This window comes from Streptomyces fradiae ATCC 10745 = DSM 40063 (assembly GCF_008704425.1).
Lineage (GTDB): Bacteria > Actinomycetota > Actinomycetes > Streptomycetales > Streptomycetaceae > Streptomyces > Streptomyces fradiae.
Genome location: NZ_CP023696.1, coordinates 4039225 through 4055986 on the forward strand (window position 1 = coordinate 4039225; position 16762 = coordinate 4055986).

General features: G+C 75.3%; 13 protein-coding genes and 1 pseudogene. 5 read left to right on the forward strand and 9 right to left on the reverse strand.

Annotated elements, in window-relative coordinates:
* Nucleotides 1-160 precede the first annotated feature (160 nt).
* Nucleotides 161-2335: a PIG-L family deacetylase gene (locus tag CP974_RS18100; protein ID WP_037938601.1), complete on the reverse strand. Its 2175-nt coding sequence runs from the start codon at nucleotides 2333-2335 to the stop codon at nucleotides 161-163.
* Nucleotides 2336-2534: 199 nt separating this feature from the next.
* Here CP974_RS18100 and CP974_RS18105 point away from each other — a divergent pair, with 199 nt between their 5' ends.
* Nucleotides 2535-3125: a winged helix DNA-binding protein gene (locus CP974_RS18105; protein WP_223844392.1), complete on the forward strand. Its 591-nt coding sequence runs from the start codon at nucleotides 2535-2537 to the stop codon at nucleotides 3123-3125.
* A gap of 63 nt (nucleotides 3126-3188) precedes the next feature.
* Here the strand turns inward: CP974_RS18105 and CP974_RS18110 are convergent, their stop codons facing one another.
* The 3 genes from CP974_RS18110 to CP974_RS18120 all read right to left on the reverse strand — a co-directional run bounded on the left by CP974_RS18110 (nucleotide 3189) and on the right by CP974_RS18120 (nucleotide 9382).
* Nucleotides 3189-6365, reverse strand: coding sequence for a poly(A) polymerase (locus CP974_RS18110; RefSeq protein WP_150485829.1), 3177 nt, complete (start codon nucleotides 6363-6365; stop codon nucleotides 3189-3191).
* Complete coding sequence (locus tag CP974_RS18115) at nucleotides 6366-8123, reverse strand: RNA ligase family protein (protein ID WP_150485830.1); 1758 nt, start codon at nucleotides 8121-8123, stop codon at nucleotides 6366-6368.
* Between the two features lie 116 nt (nucleotides 8124-8239).
* Nucleotides 8240-9382 (reverse strand): FAD-dependent monooxygenase, encoded by a 1143-nt coding sequence (locus CP974_RS18120; RefSeq protein ID WP_031137005.1) that lies wholly within the window; start codon nucleotides 9380-9382, stop codon nucleotides 8240-8242.
* A 180-nt stretch (nucleotides 9383-9562) separates the two neighbouring features.
* On the opposite strand from CP974_RS18120, the gene CP974_RS18125 reads away from it, so the two are divergent.
* Nucleotides 9563-10642: a TetR/AcrR family transcriptional regulator C-terminal domain-containing protein gene (locus CP974_RS18125; RefSeq protein WP_069977631.1), complete on the forward strand. Its 1080-nt coding sequence runs from the start codon at nucleotides 9563-9565 to the stop codon at nucleotides 10640-10642.
* Here CP974_RS18125 and CP974_RS18130 read toward each other — a convergent pair.
* A complete protein-coding gene (locus CP974_RS18130; protein WP_051840013.1) occupies nucleotides 10608-11783 on the reverse strand; it encodes a hypothetical protein in 1176 nt (391 codons plus the stop codon). The genes CP974_RS18125 and CP974_RS18130 overlap by 35 nt on opposite strands.
* 140 nt (nucleotides 11784-11923) lie before the next feature.
* Nucleotides 11924-12478 (reverse strand): ATP-binding protein, encoded by a 555-nt coding sequence (locus CP974_RS18135; protein ID WP_031136185.1) that lies wholly within the window; start codon nucleotides 12476-12478, stop codon nucleotides 11924-11926.
* Between the two features lie 134 nt (nucleotides 12479-12612).
* On the opposite strand from CP974_RS18135, the gene CP974_RS18140 reads away from it, so the two are divergent.
* Together CP974_RS18140 and CP974_RS18145 are read left to right on the forward strand one after the other, a co-directional pair.
* A complete protein-coding gene (locus CP974_RS18140; RefSeq protein WP_051840011.1) occupies nucleotides 12613-13491 on the forward strand; it encodes a helix-turn-helix domain-containing protein in 879 nt (292 codons plus the stop codon).
* Nucleotides 13488-13697 (forward strand): DUF397 domain-containing protein, encoded by a 210-nt coding sequence (locus CP974_RS18145; protein WP_031136181.1) that lies wholly within the window; start codon nucleotides 13488-13490, stop codon nucleotides 13695-13697. The genes CP974_RS18140 and CP974_RS18145 overlap by 4 nt, the downstream gene beginning before the upstream one ends.
* A gap of 58 nt (nucleotides 13698-13755) precedes the next feature.
* Here the strand turns inward: CP974_RS18145 and CP974_RS18150 are convergent, their stop codons facing one another.
* From CP974_RS18150 to CP974_RS18160, 3 genes and pseudogenes are all read right to left on the reverse strand, one after another.
* Nucleotides 13756-14220 (reverse strand): hypothetical protein, encoded by a 465-nt coding sequence (locus tag CP974_RS18150; RefSeq protein ID WP_031136180.1) that lies wholly within the window; start codon nucleotides 14218-14220, stop codon nucleotides 13756-13758.
* Nucleotides 14221-14380: 160 nt separating this feature from the next.
* Entirely contained in the window at nucleotides 14381-14521 is a 141-nt protein-coding gene (locus CP974_RS30335; protein ID WP_159029473.1) for a hypothetical protein, read from the reverse strand.
* Between the two features lie 156 nt (nucleotides 14522-14677).
* Nucleotides 14678-15548 (reverse strand): annotated as a pseudogene (locus CP974_RS18160) (hypothetical protein).
* Between the two features lie 211 nt (nucleotides 15549-15759).
* Here CP974_RS18160 and CP974_RS18165 point away from each other — a divergent pair.
* Entirely contained in the window at nucleotides 15760-16734 is a 975-nt protein-coding gene (locus CP974_RS18165; protein WP_031135767.1) for a tyrosine-type recombinase/integrase, read from the forward strand.
* Nucleotides 16735-16762 lie beyond the last annotated feature (28 nt).

Genomic DNA, 16762 nt, shown 5'->3' on the forward strand with positions numbered 1-16762 from the left:
TCAGGGGGGCGCGACGCGCCGGGGCCGGGCGTGGGGCGTCAGGGGGCGCGGCCGGTACGAGGGGGGCCTCCGCGGGGTGGCCGGGCAGGGCGGGCGCGGTCCGCGCGGGGCGCGACGCGCCCGGGGTGACGGGTCGCGCTGGTGTGCGGGGGCGTACCCGTCAGGCGGTGTCCGTGTGGGAGGCCCACGACCACGGGTAGGCGTCCGCGCCGATGCCCACCGCCAGGGCGCCCTTCGGCCCCAGGTGCGGGGTCGCCGGCCCGAGCGCGACCACGCCCCGCGTCCGCACCGCGTCGCGCCCCGCCACGTGCAGCCGGACGCGCCCGGCCAGGTCCCGGCCCAGCAGCACGGGCCCCTTCGGCGTGCCGACCGCGACGACCGGGCCGTACCCGTCGAAGGCGGGCGCCGCGAGCCGGGCGCCGTCCGGCCGTACGGCCGTCAGCTCCCGTGCCTCGGGCCGCCGGTAGTACAGCGCGAGCCCCCCGTCCGGCGTGGCGGCCGTGTCGACCGGGCCGCCCGGCACCGGCAGCGCGGGCCCGTCCGCGCGGAAGACCACCGGCCCGCCGGACCGCTCCTGCGCCCAGTGGTGGACGCGGTCCCGGCCCGTCGCGAACAGGTGCACGCGCCCCCGCCCGTCGACCGCCGCCGACAGCCCGTCCTGCACCTCGGCGCCGTCGAGGCCGCGCCAGGGGCCCCAGGTGCCGTCGGCCTCCCGGACCCGTGTGCTGACGCCCTTCCCGGCGTCCCGTACGAAGAGGTGGACGCGGCCGTCCGGGGCGGTCACCGCCACCGGCACGCCGATCCGCCGCCCCCGGTCGTCGTCCCGCTCCGGGTTGCCGAGCCCCGACCAGGCCAGGAACGGCCCGCCGGGGGAGCGCTGCTCCAGGACGGCGACCTCCCGCCGGTTGGCGCCGCCGTGCCCGCCGAGCGCGGCGAACCGCAGCCCGAACAGCAGTTGCCGCCCGTCCAGGAGGGTCGCCGCGCCCAGGGCGGGCGCGAGCGGACCGCCGCCGAGGTCGTCCGGCTCGGTCCACTGCCCGCTGCCCGGCTCCGTCTCCCGCCAGCGCACCGCGCGCAGCCCCAGCACCCCGTAGACGGTCAGCCGCCCGTCGGGGCCGGTCGCGACGACCGGGCCGGTGCCGGGGTGGCGGTGGTGGGTCGAGCGGACCCATCCCTTCTTGTTGGTGAGCGGGCGCCTGCCGCCGACCATGTAGTCGCCGCAGCCGGCGGCGTTGCCGCACTGCCAGGAGGGGTCGCCGCCGTACGGGACGAGGTGCGCGGCCTTCTCGCGCAGCACCGGCTCGGGGAGGTTCTTCGGCCAGTGGCGGTTGTAGTACCCGCGGAACGAGGTGGTGGTGAAGGCCGGTATGGCACCGCCGTCCGCCGTGGCCTCGGCGACCCAGCGGACCAGCGCCGCCCAGCTGAAGGAGGCGACGGCGGTGTGGTCGCCGTGGTCGGAGTAGCCGGGCTGCTCGGAGTCCTTCTTGCGGGTGGCCTCGTCGCTGTGCTGGATGTCGGGGTCGGGGTCGAGGGTGTGGACGACCGTGGGGCGGTAGCGCTCCAGCAGCCCGACGAGGACGTCGACCAGGCCGTCGTAGTCGTAGGTGTCGGCGCGGCGGACGGGCGAGTCGGTCGCGATGACGGTGCGCAGGCCCAGTGCGCGGTCCTCCCACAGGCTGGGGAGCGCCATCCAGCGGCGCGGGGCGTGCATCGCCAGGTTGAGGAAGACCAGTTCCACGCGGCGGTTGCCGTGGGCGAGGGTGTTGATCTCGGCCTGGCGGTCGCCGCGCAGGGTCGCGACGCCCTTCTGCCAGGGGGTGAACCGGTCCAGGCCGATCATCTGCGCGTACGCCTGGCGCAGGCCCTGGTGGCGGGCGGAGGAGTAGTCCTCCTTGTCGGCGACGGTCTCGCCGGTGCGGCCGGGGATGTGGTTCTTGCCGTTGTGCTCGCCCGCGGTGACGTACACGCAGACCAGGGGGACGCCCGCGTCGACCATGCGCTGGCAGTCCGGGTTCATGAAGTACAGGTCGTCGTCCGGGTGCGCCATGATCTGCATGAGCTGCGCGCGGCGCGAGCCGGTGATCGGCATGCCGGGGGCCGGGTCCGCGGTGGGGCCGCCGCGGCGCGGCGCGGGGACGGAGCAGCCGCCGAGGGCGCCGGCGAGGGCGGTGGCCCCGGCGAGCCCGAGGGCGGCGGCGAGGGTGCGGCGACGGGTGGGACGGGGACGCCTCGGGGCCGTGCCGGGGGCGGTGTCGCCGGTGTGGTCGGCGGGGGAGGGGGCGCCGGTCGTACGGGAGACGGCAGCGTGAGGTCGGCCCCCCGGTATCTCGTTCACTTGTGCCCCTGTACTGCTGCTGCGGTGGTCTTCTGCCGTCGGCGGGTGGGAGCGCTGGTCGATGCGCTGCCCGCGCGGTCATCTAGACGGATTATCGGCACCTCGGGTTGCCCTGGACGCAGCAGGGTGTTCGACTCCGCGTGCTCGCCCTTCGAACGGCGTTGACCTCAAGCCGACTTGAGGTCATAGCGTCCGGTTCATGACTTCCACCACAGTCGCCGCCGCCACAGCCGTCCCTGGCACCACGACCGCCCCTGCCGGCCCCGCCGCCGCAGGCTCCACCGGGGTCGCCCCCGCCACGGACGGCACGACCAAGGTCGCCCCCGCCCCGGCAGACCCCGCCGCCACGGACGAGGACCTCGCCGCCCAGCCCATCGGCTACTGGAGCCACGTCGTCCACAAGGCCGTCATCCGCCGTCTCCGGGATGCCATGGCGGACCTCGACCTCACCCAGCCCCTCTGGTGGACCCTCAACCGCCTGGCCGCCGCCGGACCGGGCGGCGCCTCCCGCGAGGAGCTGGCCGCCGGACTGGTGGCGCTGGCCGACGACCCCGACGAGATCCCGCGCATCCCGGCCCGGCTGGCGTACCGGGGCTGGACGACGGAGGACGAGGGGGGCGTGCTGCGCCTGACCGGCGAGGGCGCCGCCGCGCACGCGCGGACGCGGGCACTCGTCACCGACGTGCGGGCGCGGCTGCACGAGGGCGTGACCGACGAGGAGTACGCCGCGGCCCTGCGCGTCCTGCGGCGGATCGCCCGCAACGCCGAGGCCGGTGACGGCGGGGCGTAGGGCGCGGTGACGCGGGCGGGGCTTCGGGCCGGTCGGCGCGGGGCCGGGGCTCCGGCGGGACGATCAGCCCAGGGTGGGGACGTCCCCACCGTCCGCCCAGGTGAGCGTCACGCCCGGAAGGCCGCGCAGCCGGCGGCCGGCCACGTCCGCGAGGGCGGCGGCGTCCGGCGGCTCGGCGCCCAGGCCGATCGCGTACGCCACCGAGTCCGGGCCCTGCGCGTACGGGCGCGGCCACGCGTGGGCGTCCGGCGCGCCCGCCTCCGCGAGGGCGGCGAGCAGGGCGCGCGTACGGCCCCGGACGCGCCCCTCCAACGGGCCGCGCGGCACGGTCACCACCGCCCAGGCGGCGTGGCGGCGGTGCATCGGCGGCGGGTCGAGCAGCCGGGCGTCCGCCTCGCCGCCGGCCTCCAGCAGCTCCCACGCCCGGTACAGCTCCCGCACCAGCAGGTCCCGGCCGCCGGGCGTGACCTGGTCGGTGCAGGGGCGGCGCGGGTACGTGGGCGTGGTCACCGCGACGGGGAGGCCCGAGGCGCCGGGCGCGGTCGTCCCGTCCAGGGGCTCCTCGTCCACGGGGGCGGCGGCGTCCACGGGGGCGGCGTCCACGGGGGCGGCGTCCACCGGGAGCCGCCAGTCCCAGGCGGCCCAGGTCGCGAAGAAGCTCCGCAGCAGTGCCCGCGGACTCGCGGCGTCCCCGGCCTCCGCCTCCCGCACGGTACGGGCGGCCAGCAGCGCCCAGGCCAGGCCAGGCAGTCCGCCGAGCGGCGCCGCGTCCAGCCCGCGCGCCCGCGCCCACGCCTTCACCTCCCGCGCGAGGCGGGCGAAGTCCGCGTGCCGGTCGCCGACGTACGCCCGTACGGCGTCCGCGTCGGCGACGGCGCTGAGCGCGACGGCGGCCGGCTCGCCCAGTTCGGCGCGGCGCGCCACGGCGTCGCGGGGCGGCACCGCACCGGTGGGCACGACGGCCAGGTCGACCCCGAGCCCCCCGTGCGCCTCGAAGCGGAACCCCGGTACGCGCGCCCCGACGACCTCCCGCACGGGGCCCGCGCCCGCGGGCAGCGCGGCGGCCACCCGCTCCCGCAGGTCCGCGAGGTCCGGGGCGCCGGGGACGGCCGCCACGAGGTCCAGGTCGGCGCCGGGCAGGTCGCACCCCATGCGCCGCGACCCGACGACGTGCACCTCGGCGCCGGGCAGCGCCCGGCCCACGGCCCGGAGGACGCGCTCGACGGCGTCCGCAGGGGCGGAGGCGCTCGGGGCGGAGGTCGCCGCTGGGGCGGGTGCCCGTCCGACGCGCCCCGAGACGGCGGCCTCCCCGCCCGCGGCTTCCGCGCCCGCGGCCTCCCCGCCTGCGGCTTCCGCCTCCATGCCGCATCCGCCCACGGCGTCCCCGGCACGCCCGTCCCCGGCACGCCCGCCACCGGCGCCGGCGGCGCCCCCGTCCGGGAGGCCGGTCCCGGCGGGGTACGGGGCCCCGTCGTCGTACCAGCGCACCTCGCCCGTGCCGAGCGACACCACCGCCCGCACCCGCATGGGTTCGCCGCCGCGCCGGGACAGCAGCGCCACCTCCGCGACGGGCGCCGTGAGCGGGCCGCCGAACCGGTCCTCCGCCGCCCGCGCCACCGCCTCGGGATCGGCCGTCCGGCCGAGACTCAGGTGCGGGGTGAAGCCCCGCCGGTGCCCCCGGCAGCGGGGGAAGCGCTGCTCCAGGGCGCGCCGCAGCTCCCGCCACGGGGCCTCGCCCCCGGCGCCCGGGTCCAGCCACACGGTGGCGCCCTCGCGGTGCCCGAAGGTGTGGACGCCCTGGAGCCGCGCCTCGAAGGGCGCGACGCCCCGCACCGCCTCCGCCACCAGTTCCGCCGCCCGCTCGAACCGCGCCTCCGGGACGAACCCGAACAGCAGGTTCACGTGGGGCGGCCACCGCCGGATCTGCGGGTCGTGTGCGCGGCGCACATCCTGGATCGGCGGCCACAGCGCGGCGGGCGGCAGCCACGCGACCGCCGTCCTCGGGGTCGGCCGCACGTCGAGCGCGCCCGGCGCGCCCGCCCCGTCGAGGGCCAGGTCGACCAGCACGCCGTAGTGGTCGGAGACGTACAGCCCGCCGGGCCCCGGCTCGCGGCCGGTCAGCTCGGCGGTGTCCACCCGTGCGCGCTCGGCGCGCAGGAGGACCCGGTCGAGGCGGGCCGCCCGCCCGGACAGGGACGACACGGCGGCCAGCGGGTTGGCGCCCGGATCGAAGGTCGGCGTCCGGTCGGCGGGCCCGTGCGCCTCGGTCCAGGCGTCGCGCATGCCCAGGGCGGTCTCCGGCAGGTCGCCGCCGTCGTTGAAGTCGCCGACCAGCACGAGGTCGCCCGCGACGGCGGCGAACCCCTCGGCGAGCCGCGCCAGCTCGGCGTTCCGCCGCCCGGCGCCGTCCTGCGAGTGGTCGCTGCTCAGGTGGGTGGCCGCCACGGTCAGCGGCCGCTCGGCACCGGTGTCCACCACCATGGCCGTGACCGCCTTGTGTGGCCCGAGCACATGGATGGCGGCCTCCCGGACCGGCAACCGGCTGAGCAGCAGCAGCCCGCACTCGCCGACGTCCGGCCCGGCCGGGTCGGTGCCGAGCACGTACCGCTCCCGCACCCACGGCGCCGCCAGCAGCAGGCGCAGCAGCGCGGGTTCCGCCTCCTGGAGGGCGATCACGTCCGCGTCGGCGTCGCGCAGGGCGTCCAGCAGGAGCGGCCGGCGGCGCGCGGTGTCGATGAGGTCGCCGTCGTACCGGTCCCACAGGGTGTTCCAGGTCAGCACCCGCAAGCCCCCGCCCCCGCCGGACGCCCCGGCCCCGCCCCCGCCGGACGCCCTGCCGCCACCGGACGCCCCGCCCCCGGCCACGTCGGCCGCCTGGACCTCGGAGTCCCCGCCTCCGCCGGACGCCCCGCCCCCCGCGACCCACCGCCCGGCCCCCGCGTCCCACACGTGCGGCTGCCGTGCCGTGAAGAAGGGCGAGCGCAGCAGCCGGGCCTCCCGCACCCGCCCCGCCCCCGAGGCGTCGATCCGGTCCACCCCGGTCGCCCGGTCCCAGACGACCTCGCCGTCGGCCTCGAAGAACAGCACCCGGTGCCACGGGATGTCCCCACCCGGCACGAACGCCGCCAGCGGCACCCGCTTCGGCTCCGCCCCGCGCTGCATGACGCCCATCACGAAGCGCGCCGGGTCGAACCGGGAGTCCCAGCGAACCCGGTGGTAGATCTCGTCGCTCGTGCGCATCTACGCCTCCTCCTCCACGGTGCCACCGGCGCCGACGTACCAGGTGCGGTGCGCCTGGCCCGGGTACGGCGGCACGAACCGGCGCAGCTGCGCCTCCAGGACCCCGGCCGGCACCGGGTGCTCGCGCACCGCGTTGCGCCGGACCAGCTCGGCGTCGTCGACCAGTGCCACCACGTGCGTGACCAGCGCGTCCCGGCGCCGGGCGACCGCGTGGACCAGGGACCGCTGGTGCGGGTTGAGCGAGGTGGCGTCCCACACGACCGTGCCGCCCCGCGCCAGCGCCGCGTCGAGCCGCTCCAGCCCCGCGCGCACGATCGCGCCCCCGTCCCGCTGGTCGGCCCGGTCGCCGCGCTCCTCGCGCAGCGCGTCCAGCGACACGTGCGCGTCCGCCCCGGTCAGGCCCCGGGCGAAGGTGCTCTTGCCGCTGCCGGACGGCCCCACCAGGTGCACCAGGTGCGGAAACGTCCCGTCGCGCAGCCGCCAGGTGGCGGCGACGGCCTCCTCGGGGCTGCCGACCCTGCCGAGGGCGTACAGCTCCCGCGCCTCGGCCAGGCACCGGGCGGCGGCGTCCTCGGCGAGCCCCCGCAGCGCCGCGCGGAACGCCCCGTCGACCGCCCCGGTGTCCCCCAGCTCCCCGGCGTGCAGCGCGGACCACTCCACCTGGTCCCGCTCCGCCGGGCCGGGCGCCAGGGCGGCGGCGACGGCGTGCAGGACGTCCAGGTCGGCGGCGTGCGACAGCCGTACGAGCCCGCCCCGGCGCTCCTCGTCCGGGTACGGGCGCCACAGCCGGGCGTGCAGCCCCACCAGGTCGGCGACGCGCCGCGCGAGCGGCAGCCCCAGCGCGGGCGCGAGCCGTCCGGCCAGCAGGCCCCGCCGTTCGTCGTGCAGCAGCGCGGCCAGCACCCCGGAGAGCCGCCGGTCCCCGAGCCCTCCGACCCGCGCGGCGACCCCGGCGGCGGCCTCCGCGTCCGCCCCTGCCCCCGCCCCCGCCCCCGCGTCCACGTCCGCCCCCGCCCCCGGCCCCGCGGCGTCCCGCTCCGGCAGGCCGACGGCACCGAGCGCCCCCCGCCCGTCCACGGCACCGAGCAGCGCCCCGACGTCCACGGCGCCCCCCGACCGCACCTCCCACAGGGCCGCCGCGGGCCCCAGCCGGTTCGGCGTCACGGCGGTGTGCATCCAGTGCGTGCCGGTCCGTACGTGCCCGGGCCGCACCCACTTGGCGACGCGCCGCCCGAACTCCTCGGCCATGAACCCGTCGGCGGTCCGCACGACGTACCCCTCCGTCGTCCGCGTGTCGACCGCCAGCCGCCGCAGCGCCCGCTCGTCGAACACGCCCCGCCACAGCACGCGCGGGACCGGCACGCCCAGCTCGCGCAGGAAGGCGACGGTGTGGTCCCAACCAGGGCACCACCCCAGCTCGTCCCACACGGAGAACCCGTAGAAGTAGCTGTCCAGACCGTCGTACGGGATGGAGTGCCGCGCGTACATGTTCTCGCCGCACACCCTCCACCCCTCCGGTATGGCGTGTGCGATACGCCCGTGCAGCGCCTTCACCCAGGCCCGCGACGGATGGTGGGCGGAGTCGAGGGACCGGGCGTGCAGCCCGTCGGCGTACAGGGTGGTGTTCTCGCCGTCCAGCTTCTCGGTGACCACGACCTCCCGCCCGGCGAACCCGGACAGGTCCCCGACGCGCACGTCGTCGCCCGACGCTCCGGGCGACCACGGCAGGTGCGGCGTACGCGGATAGTGCGTGCGCATGGCGGATCGGCCCCCCGGTGACGAAATGGTGCCCGGCAACTGTAGGAGCCGGGATCACCACCGCTCGACCCATTAACGCCCCCGCGCCTCGCCCGGAACGGCTCCGGCCCGGGGCGCTACGCGTCGCGCCCGTCGCCGCCCTCGTCGAGCACGATCGCGCTCTTCGCCCGCTCCATCGACTCCTCCGACGCCGGACCGCCCGGGGCCTCCGTCGCGAGCGCCTGGTTCGCGGCGACGAAGGGCCGCATCCGCCCCTCGTAGCGGGCGAACGCCGCGGAGTGGTCACCACCCGCTTTCGCCAGCTCGCCCGCCAGGACGTAGGCCCCCACCAGGGCCAGGCTGGTGCCCTGCCCGGAGAGCGGTGACGCGCAGTAGCCGGCGTCGCCCAGCAGCACGACGCGTCCGCGCGACCAGTGGTCCAGATGGACCTGGGCCATCGCGTCGCAGTAGAAGTCGCCGGCCTTGCGGGCGTACGCCGCCAGCTTGCGGCCCTCGGCCCAGCGCAGCCTCTCGGCCCGCTCGACGACGAGCCCGCGCAGCCACTCCGCGTCCCTGTGGTCGCCGGCCATGCGGGGCGACTCGAAACCGAACGCCACGCGCAGTCTGCTGTTCCCGGACACCGTCATCGCGGCGAAACCGGCGCCGCCGTCCCGCAGCCACACCTGCCAGTCCTCCAGGCCGAGGAAGTTCTCGGCGGTGAAGACCGACAGGTACTGGCCCAGGTGGCGGTTGAACTGCTCCTCGGGCCCGAAGACAAGCCGCCGCACCCCCGAGTGCAGCCCGTCGGCGCCGACGACGAGGCCGAAGACCCGGTCCGGACCGTTCACGAAGGCGACCCGCACCCCTTCCGCCGACTCCTCGATCGCTTCGACCGCGTCCCCGTAGACGTACTCGACGCCTTCCCGCGTGCTCCCTCGCAGCAGCCGCACCAGGTCGTCGCGCATCAACTCGACGTCCGGATCGGCGAGCCGCCCGCTGCTCAGGGTGTACTCGGTGCTGCGGTGGACCTCCTCGCCGTCGGCGTTCAGCACCGACATCCCGCGCATGTGCGTGCGGTGCGCGCGGACCTCCTCCAGGAGCCCCATCCGGTCGATCACGTCGAGCGCCACGCCCCGCACGTCGATCGCCTGACCGCCGCTGCGGGGCGCCGGCGCCCGCTCGACCAGCGTCGGCGCGTAGCCGTGCCGGCGCAGCCAGTACGCCAGCGCGGACCCGGCGACCCCGGCGCCGGAGATGAGTACGGTCTGTGCGATCTGCATGAGGACCCCTCCCGTGTACGGATGCGTACGGCGTAAGCGGCCCTGAACGTACGTCGGGGGCAAGCTCGCGTCGCCCCCTGTACTAGGGCAGTTGGCCGCCCGACCGCAGTCCCCCTGCTAGCGTCTGCCCTAGTACAGTCGGCAGCCGGCGGCGCGGCCCGGGTGACAACGGGGGTTCACATGTCCGGCGAGGTCACCGAGCCCCCCTACCGGCGGATCGCGGCGGACATCCGCCGCCGGGTCGTCGAGGGGGAGCTGTCCCCGGGCGACCGCGTCCCGTCCACCCGTCGGCTGGCGGAGCAGTGGGGCGTCGCCCTGGCCACCGCCACCAGGGCGCTGATGGAACTCCGTCTGGAGGGCTACGTGGAGACCCGACCCCGTGTGGGTACGGTCGTGGCCCCGCACCGACCCGCCTCCCGGCCGGTCCAGCGCCCCCAGCCCCCACCTGAGCCCCAGCCCCACCACAACCCCCGCCCCCGGCACGCCGCGAACCGCACGGCCGCCACCCCGTCCCCGCGCCCGGTCGAGCGCGCGACGCCCGAGGACCCGGACCCGAACTCGGACCCGAACCCGGACCCGGACGCCGAACTCACCCGGGAGCGCGTCGTCCGCGCCGCGATCGAGATCGCCGACACCGAGGGCCTGGCCGCCCTCTCCATGCGTGGCGTCGCCGCCCGGCTGGGCGTGGCGGCGATGTCGCCGTACCGCCATGTCGGGGGGAAGGCCCAGCTGGTGTCCCTGATGGCCGACACCGCGTACGGCGAGTGCGGCTACCCCGCCACGCCTCCGCCCGGCTGGCGTGCCCGCCTCGAACTCGGCGCCCGTACGCTCTGGCGCCTCCACCGCCGCCACCCGTGGCTGGCCCACCTCAGCCCGCTCGGTCGCCCGCCGCTGCTTCCGAACCTGCTGGCGCACGGCGAGTGGTTGCTCGGCGCACTGGAGGGGCACGGGCTGGACGTGGTCACGATGATGGACATCCACGTGCTCGTCTTCGCCCACGTTCAGGGCATGGCCGTCACTCTGGAACGCGAGGCGCAGGCGCAGGCGGCCACGGGCAGGACGGACGACGAGTGGATGGCCACCCAGCAGCCCACCCTCTCCGCCCTCGCCGCGTCCGGCCGGTACCCGGCCTTCTCCCGCACCCTCGGCGGCCTGCGGGACGGCGACTACGACCTCGACCTGGACGCCCTCTTCGAATTCGGCCTCACCGCTCTCCTCGACGGCCTCACCCCCTTGGTGGAGCGCACCGGGCTGCGGTGACCGTCACCCCTCTCTCACGTTCCTCCGCCACGAGCACGCGGCAGCCGCCGCACACGCCTGGTGCGGGTGCTCGGTACGCCCGGTCGCAGACGTCGCAGTTCTGGAGCGGGTGCGGCGGGCTGACGGGGCCCGCCACGGCAGGCGGGAGGTCGGCGGTGAGCCGGTGGGCCAGGAACGCGGCCGGGTAGCGCAGCGGCTCGCCGGGCAACCGCAGCAGGGCCTGCCGTACGCCCTGGGGGGTGACGTCGCGTTCCAGCCAGGCGGCGACACCGGGGGCCAGCTCCTCGGTGTCGCGCGCGGACAGGACGAGGCGCGGGTCGTGGCGGTGGAGGCCGGCGAGCAGTTCGGTCGCGGCCTTGAGGAGCGACGCGGCGGGGAAGGCGGGCTGCGGTACGCGAAGGGGGACGCGGGCCCGGCGCGGCGGCCGGACGGGCTTCGTACCGCACGGTGGGGCGGGCGCGTGACCGGGCTCCCGGACGGCGACCGATCCGGGCACCGAGGGCCCCGCCGGACCCCTGCCGGCCACGGACTCGACCACGTACGCGGTGACGGACTCCGCCGAAGCTCCCGGCTCAGGCTCCGCCGGGGGCGCCGCCAGGGACTCCGGCCCAGGCTCCGGCCCAGGCTCCGCCATGGCCTCCGCCGCAGGCTCTGCGGCGGGCTCCGCCACGGGCGCCGGAGCAGACGGGGCCGTTCGCGCCGCCGGTGCCGGTGCCGGTGCCGGGGGCGGGGGCGTCCGGGGGACGGCTTCCCCGGCCCTGCCCCAGGCGGAGGGCTGGTTGCAGGAGAGCGTCCGGGTGGTGATCCGGCCGTCCGGCCTTCGCTCCCGTACCCGCCGCAGGTAGCCGTGGGCCTCCAGCTCGCGCAGGGCGCCCGCCACGCGCTGGGCGCCCTCCGGGAAGCGCGCCGCGAGGGTCTTGATGTCGATCCGGGCGCCGGTCGGCAGCGACTGGATGTGCACCGCGAGCCCGATGGCGACGAGCGATAACGCCGCGTGCTGGGCCAGGTGGTTGCCGACCACGGTGAAGCGGGTGGTGTGCCGGGTGTTGACGTGGATGATCCCGGACGAGTGGTCTCCGGGCCGCTTTCCGGCAACGCGGAGCGGGGTGTGCGACGACGCGCTAAGGTGCTGAGCATCCATCAGGAAGCTGTTCTCTTCCTCGTTGGCCAGGCCCCCGCCCGGGACTCCACATCCCGGCGGGGGCCGACGCATATGCCGGGTGGTGTTGCGCTGAGCGTAGAGCGCGCGCCCCCGTTTTTGGCCAGCCGGTTTGACCAGGTTCACCCGACGGGGTGAGCCCGCCCGTGGGGCGGGAGGGGCGGGGCGGGGAAGGGGTCCTTTTCTCTGTCCGTTCCTTGCACAAGACCGCTGGAACCACCGGAACTTGGCCGCCCGTGCTCCGGTGGAAGGTCGAGTTCCGCCCACACCGTCTTGCGGGGCACCGACCCCGTCTCGGCCCCCCAGCGGTCGGCCAGGGCGTCGACGATCAGCAAGCCGCGCCCGCTCTCGTGGTCGGGCGGGGGCTCCTGGAGCGGGGCGGTGGGCAGCCGGTCCGCGCGGGTGTCGGTCACCTCGACGCGCAGGGTGCGCCCGGCGCCGGTGAGGCGCAGGGCGAGCTGGAACCGCCGCCCCGGCACCCGGCCGTGCAGGGCGGCGTTGGACGTCAGTTCGGCGACGACCTGGAGGGCGTCGTCGGCCACGTCCCGCGTCGCGTCCTGGTCCGCCAGCCACTGGGCGGCGAGCTCCCGGGCCAGCCGGGCTCCGGCACGGGAGGGGTGCAGCTGAATGCTGAGATCCCCTTCCAGGGCAAGGGGTTGGGGGCTCCTGTGGTTCATGTCACAGATCCTGGCGATGCCTCACTCCGGGTGACCAGTGATTCTCCGCATGCGTACAGTCACTGTCGGTGGCGCGCCGTCCCTCGTCGGGACCGTCGGGGCGCGCCCGCGGTCGTACGTCGGAGGTGAGGCGGTTGGCTACGGAAGTGAACGGGGAGCAGCGGCTCGGGGAGGGCGTGGACGACCCCGGCTGGGAGGTGGACCCGGACGACGAGTCCGGTGCCGCGGTCGTCGCCACGGTGGGGCGCCAGCTCCGGCTGCGCCGGGAGGCCGCGGGCCTCAGGGCGGCGGAGTTCGGCCGGCTCATCGGGTACGGGGACGACCTGGTCTACAAGGTCGAGGCGGGCAAGCGGATCCCCCGGCCGGAGTACCTGGACAAGGCGGACAAGGCCCTGGGGGCGGGTGGCCTGATCGCCGCGATGAAGAGGGACGTCGAGGGGGTCCGCTACCCCAAGGAGGTCCGTGACCTGGCGAAGCTGGAGGCGCGGGCGGTCGAGATCGCGGTGTACGCCGGCAACGGCATCCACGGCCTGCTCCAGACGGAGGGTCATGCCCGCGTGCTGCTGGAGACCCGGCAGCCTCCGTACTCGGAGGACGAGGTGGAGCGAGGGGTGGCGGCCCGCATGGCCAGGCGCTCGGTCTTCGACCGGTCGCCCTCCCCCTCCCTCAGCTTCGTCTTGGAAGAGGCGGCGCTGCGAAGGCCGATCGGAGGCAGAATGGAGTGGCGTCAGCAGCTCCAACGCCTCCTGGAGGTGGGGAGGTTGCGCAGCGTCTCACTCCAGGTGATGCCGACCGACGTGGAGGCTCATCCGGGTTTGGACGGCGGCATCGAGGTGCTGAAGTTCGCGGACGGCAAGGCGGTCGGGCGCTCCGAGGGCGCGTTCCACGGCCGCGCGGTGTCGGCTCCGAAGCAACTCCGGATCCTTGAGCTGCGCTATGGCATGATCCGGGCCCAGGCTCTCACCCCACGGGAGTCGCTGGCCTTCATCGAACACGTGCATGGGGAGGCATGATGCGCATAGCTTCTGCCGGGGACCGCCCGTCGCTGGAGTGGCACAAGAGCAGCTACAGCAGCAGCGGCAACGAAGCCACCTGCGTCGAAGTCGCGGAGACCCCCGGCACCGTCCACGTCCGCGACTCCAAGGACACCGACGGCCCCCGCCTCGCCGTCGGCCCCCGTGCCTGGGCCGGCTTCGTGGCCTACGCGGCCGGGCGCTGACCTCCCGGACGCCGGCGGTCCCTCGGCGGGCACCGCCGGCGTCCGAAAGGGAGCGTGGCTACTTGAGCTTGTACGAGCAGGGCTTGGGGATCTTGCCGTTGCCGTTGTCGGCGACCCTCTGGCCGTTCACGGTGATCGTGCAGGAGGCGGCGGTCAGCATGCCGTTCCCGTCGCTCACGGTGCCGGGAGTGACGATCACCAGGCGGCCGACCTCCTTCTCGGCACCGACCGGCGTGATGGTCGCCGTCTTCTTCCAGGGCAGCGTGACCGTCTCGGTCTTGGAGTCGTCGAGGCTGTACATGACCATGGTCGACCCGGTGCCGCCGACCTCGATGGTCACCTCGTACGACGTGTCCCCGCCCTTCGCCCGGCCCTCGCCCGAGCCCTCGGGCTTCCCGGCCGTCGGCGAGGCGTCCGGCGTACCGGCGGCCCCGCCGCCCGGGCCCTCGGCCGCTCCGCCACCGCAGCCCGTGAGCAGGCCCACGGCCACCACCAACGACACCGCGGCCATCGTCTTGCGCATGCTTCCCCCGTGATCTTCGATCGTCGCATTCGAGCAGGTGATCCTAGGCGCCGCTCGCTCCTCCACGGCCCACCGGGGCACCCGCCATCACATGATCACCACATGGCCCGGCCGGGGCTGTGGGTGCCTGAGAGCCACCGGGCGCCCGCGGCACCGCCCGTCACTCGTCCCCGAAGACTTGCCCCGCGGCGGCTGCGGCGAAGGCGCGCCGGAACCAGTCGCGCATGACGTGCGGGTCCATGCGGCGGGTGATGCGCCCCCGGACCGCTTCGGGCACCAGGATGCCGCGCTGCTCCAGCACGGTCAGGATGTCCTCGGCCGCCCGCCCGGCCTCACCCTGCGCGCGGATCTGTTCCGAGAGGGGCGAGGTGGAGAAAGGAGAGGTCCACGGCCACCAGGTTCCTTCACATCTCCGAGGCCGGGCGCTTGCCCGGGCCCAGTGCTGAGCCGCGGCACGCTACTCGTCGCAGAAGAGCTCATCGGTGCTGGAGGCGGTGACAGCGCGTACCAGCCACAGGTGCAGGAGTTCGAGGCCCTGGGTGTCGGTGATGCGCTCACGCACAACCTCGGGCACCTCCAGACCACGCTGCTTCAGCACGGTCAGGACGTCCCGCGCCGCCCGCCTCGCCTCACCCTGCGCGCGGATTTCCTCCGAGAGGGGCGAGGTGTAGAAGGAGAGGTCCACGGCCACCAGGTTCCTCCAGATCTCCGAGGCCGGGCGCTTGCCCAGGCCCTGTGCGACGAATTCGATGACAGGGTTGACGAGGCTTTCCGGTTCGTCCCGCAGCGCGGTGGACAGTGCCTTCAGTATGGCACCGACCTCCGGGTCGGACGCGTGGGTGATCGCGGACAGGGCGGTGAGGGACAGGTCCTTCCGTGCGTCGGCGGCATCGGTGATCACGGGCATGTTGTGCGGGCCGACCACCAGCGGATGCACCAAGAGCGTCGTCCAGCCTGCAGGGCCGATGCGCACCGGCACGGCCGCCCAATCGGCCGTCGCACGGTCCTGGCAGACGACCAGCAGCAGGGGCGGGAGTCCGTACTTCTCGTACAGATACGTGACGTAGTACGCCCAGCTGCCGGGCTTCCCCGGGTCCTTCCTGCCCTGTGCCTCGACGGCGACGAGGAAGCCGCCGTCCGACTCGGTCTCGAAGTGCAGCAGGGTGTCGACGCGGCGTTCGACGGGCCGGGACTCGGTGATCCGTCGGCAGGATCCGGACAGAGTGCGGCCGGGGCAGATCGATGCCGAGCACTTCCGAGACGCGGGAGAAGAGCTCCGGGTACTCCTGGAAGATGCGGTGCATCGCCTCGTGGGGTGAGCTGACCACAGGTCGGGGGTTGAGGAACATCCGAACGAAAACCGGCGCTAAGGATCAGTCGGCCCAGGTGGGCGGCTGACGGAGCGTCGGCGGGCGGACTCGTCTGAAGTCTTCCCGCAGATAACACCCCAATATCTGCGGTAGCTTGATCCGTCACCTGCGGTGACGCTCTCCGGGCCGTACGTGAAGCGGCCCTGTTATCTGTGGCAAGGGGGAAGCGATGCCCACCGTCGTACAGCTGCCGACCGGCAAGGCGCTCAGCGTCCGGGCCGCGGCGGACGTGTTCCTGGACTCGCTCGGCAACCCGAACACGGTCCGCAACTACGGGATCGGGGTGGGCAAGACCGCCGAACGGCTCGGCGAGTCCAGACCGCTGGCCTCGGTCGCGGACGACGAGATCGGCGAGGCGCTCGAACTGCTCTGGGGTACTTCCGCGGTGAACACCTGGAACTCCCGGCGCGCGGCGGTGTTGTCCTGGCTCGGCTGGTGCCGGGAGCGTGGCTACGACGGCCCCGCCGTTCCGGCCTGGGCGAAACGGCTCGCGGTGCCGGACTCCGAGACCCCGGCCCGCTCCCGCATGGCCATTGACCGGCTGATCGCGCGGCGTGAGGTGCACCTGCGGGAGAAGACACTGTGGCGGATGCTCTACGAGACCGCCGGGCGCTCGGAGGAGATCCTGGGCGTGAACATCGAGGATCTGGACTTCGCCGGCCGCCGCTGCCCGGCCAAGGCCAAGGGGGCGAAGTCGAAGTCCCGCCGCCGAGGCCAGGTCCGTGAGGACTTCGTGCTGGAGACCCTCTATTGGGACGCCGGTACCGCCCGGCTCCTGCCCCGGCTGCTCAAGGGCCGCACCCGTGGGCCGGTGTTCGTCACTCACCGCCGCCCCGGTCCGGGAAAGGTCGTCAGCCCTCGTGACATCTGCCCGGACACCGGCTTCGCCCGGCTGTCGTACGGGCAGGCCCGCGCACTGCTGGACCACCACACTGCGGTCCGCGGAGTGGGCACGGGCTGGGACCTGCATGAGTACCGCCACTCCGCTCTGACCCACCTCGGTGAGCAAGGCGCGAGCCTGCTGATGCTGATGGCGAAGTCCCGGCACAAGAAGCCGGAGAACGTCCGCCGCTACTTCAAGCCGTCCCCGGAGGCGATCGCCGAGCTCACGAGCCTGCTTGCTCCGGGTAACAGCAGCAGGTGAACGCCAGTTCTCGGTCGGGTCCGGGCGA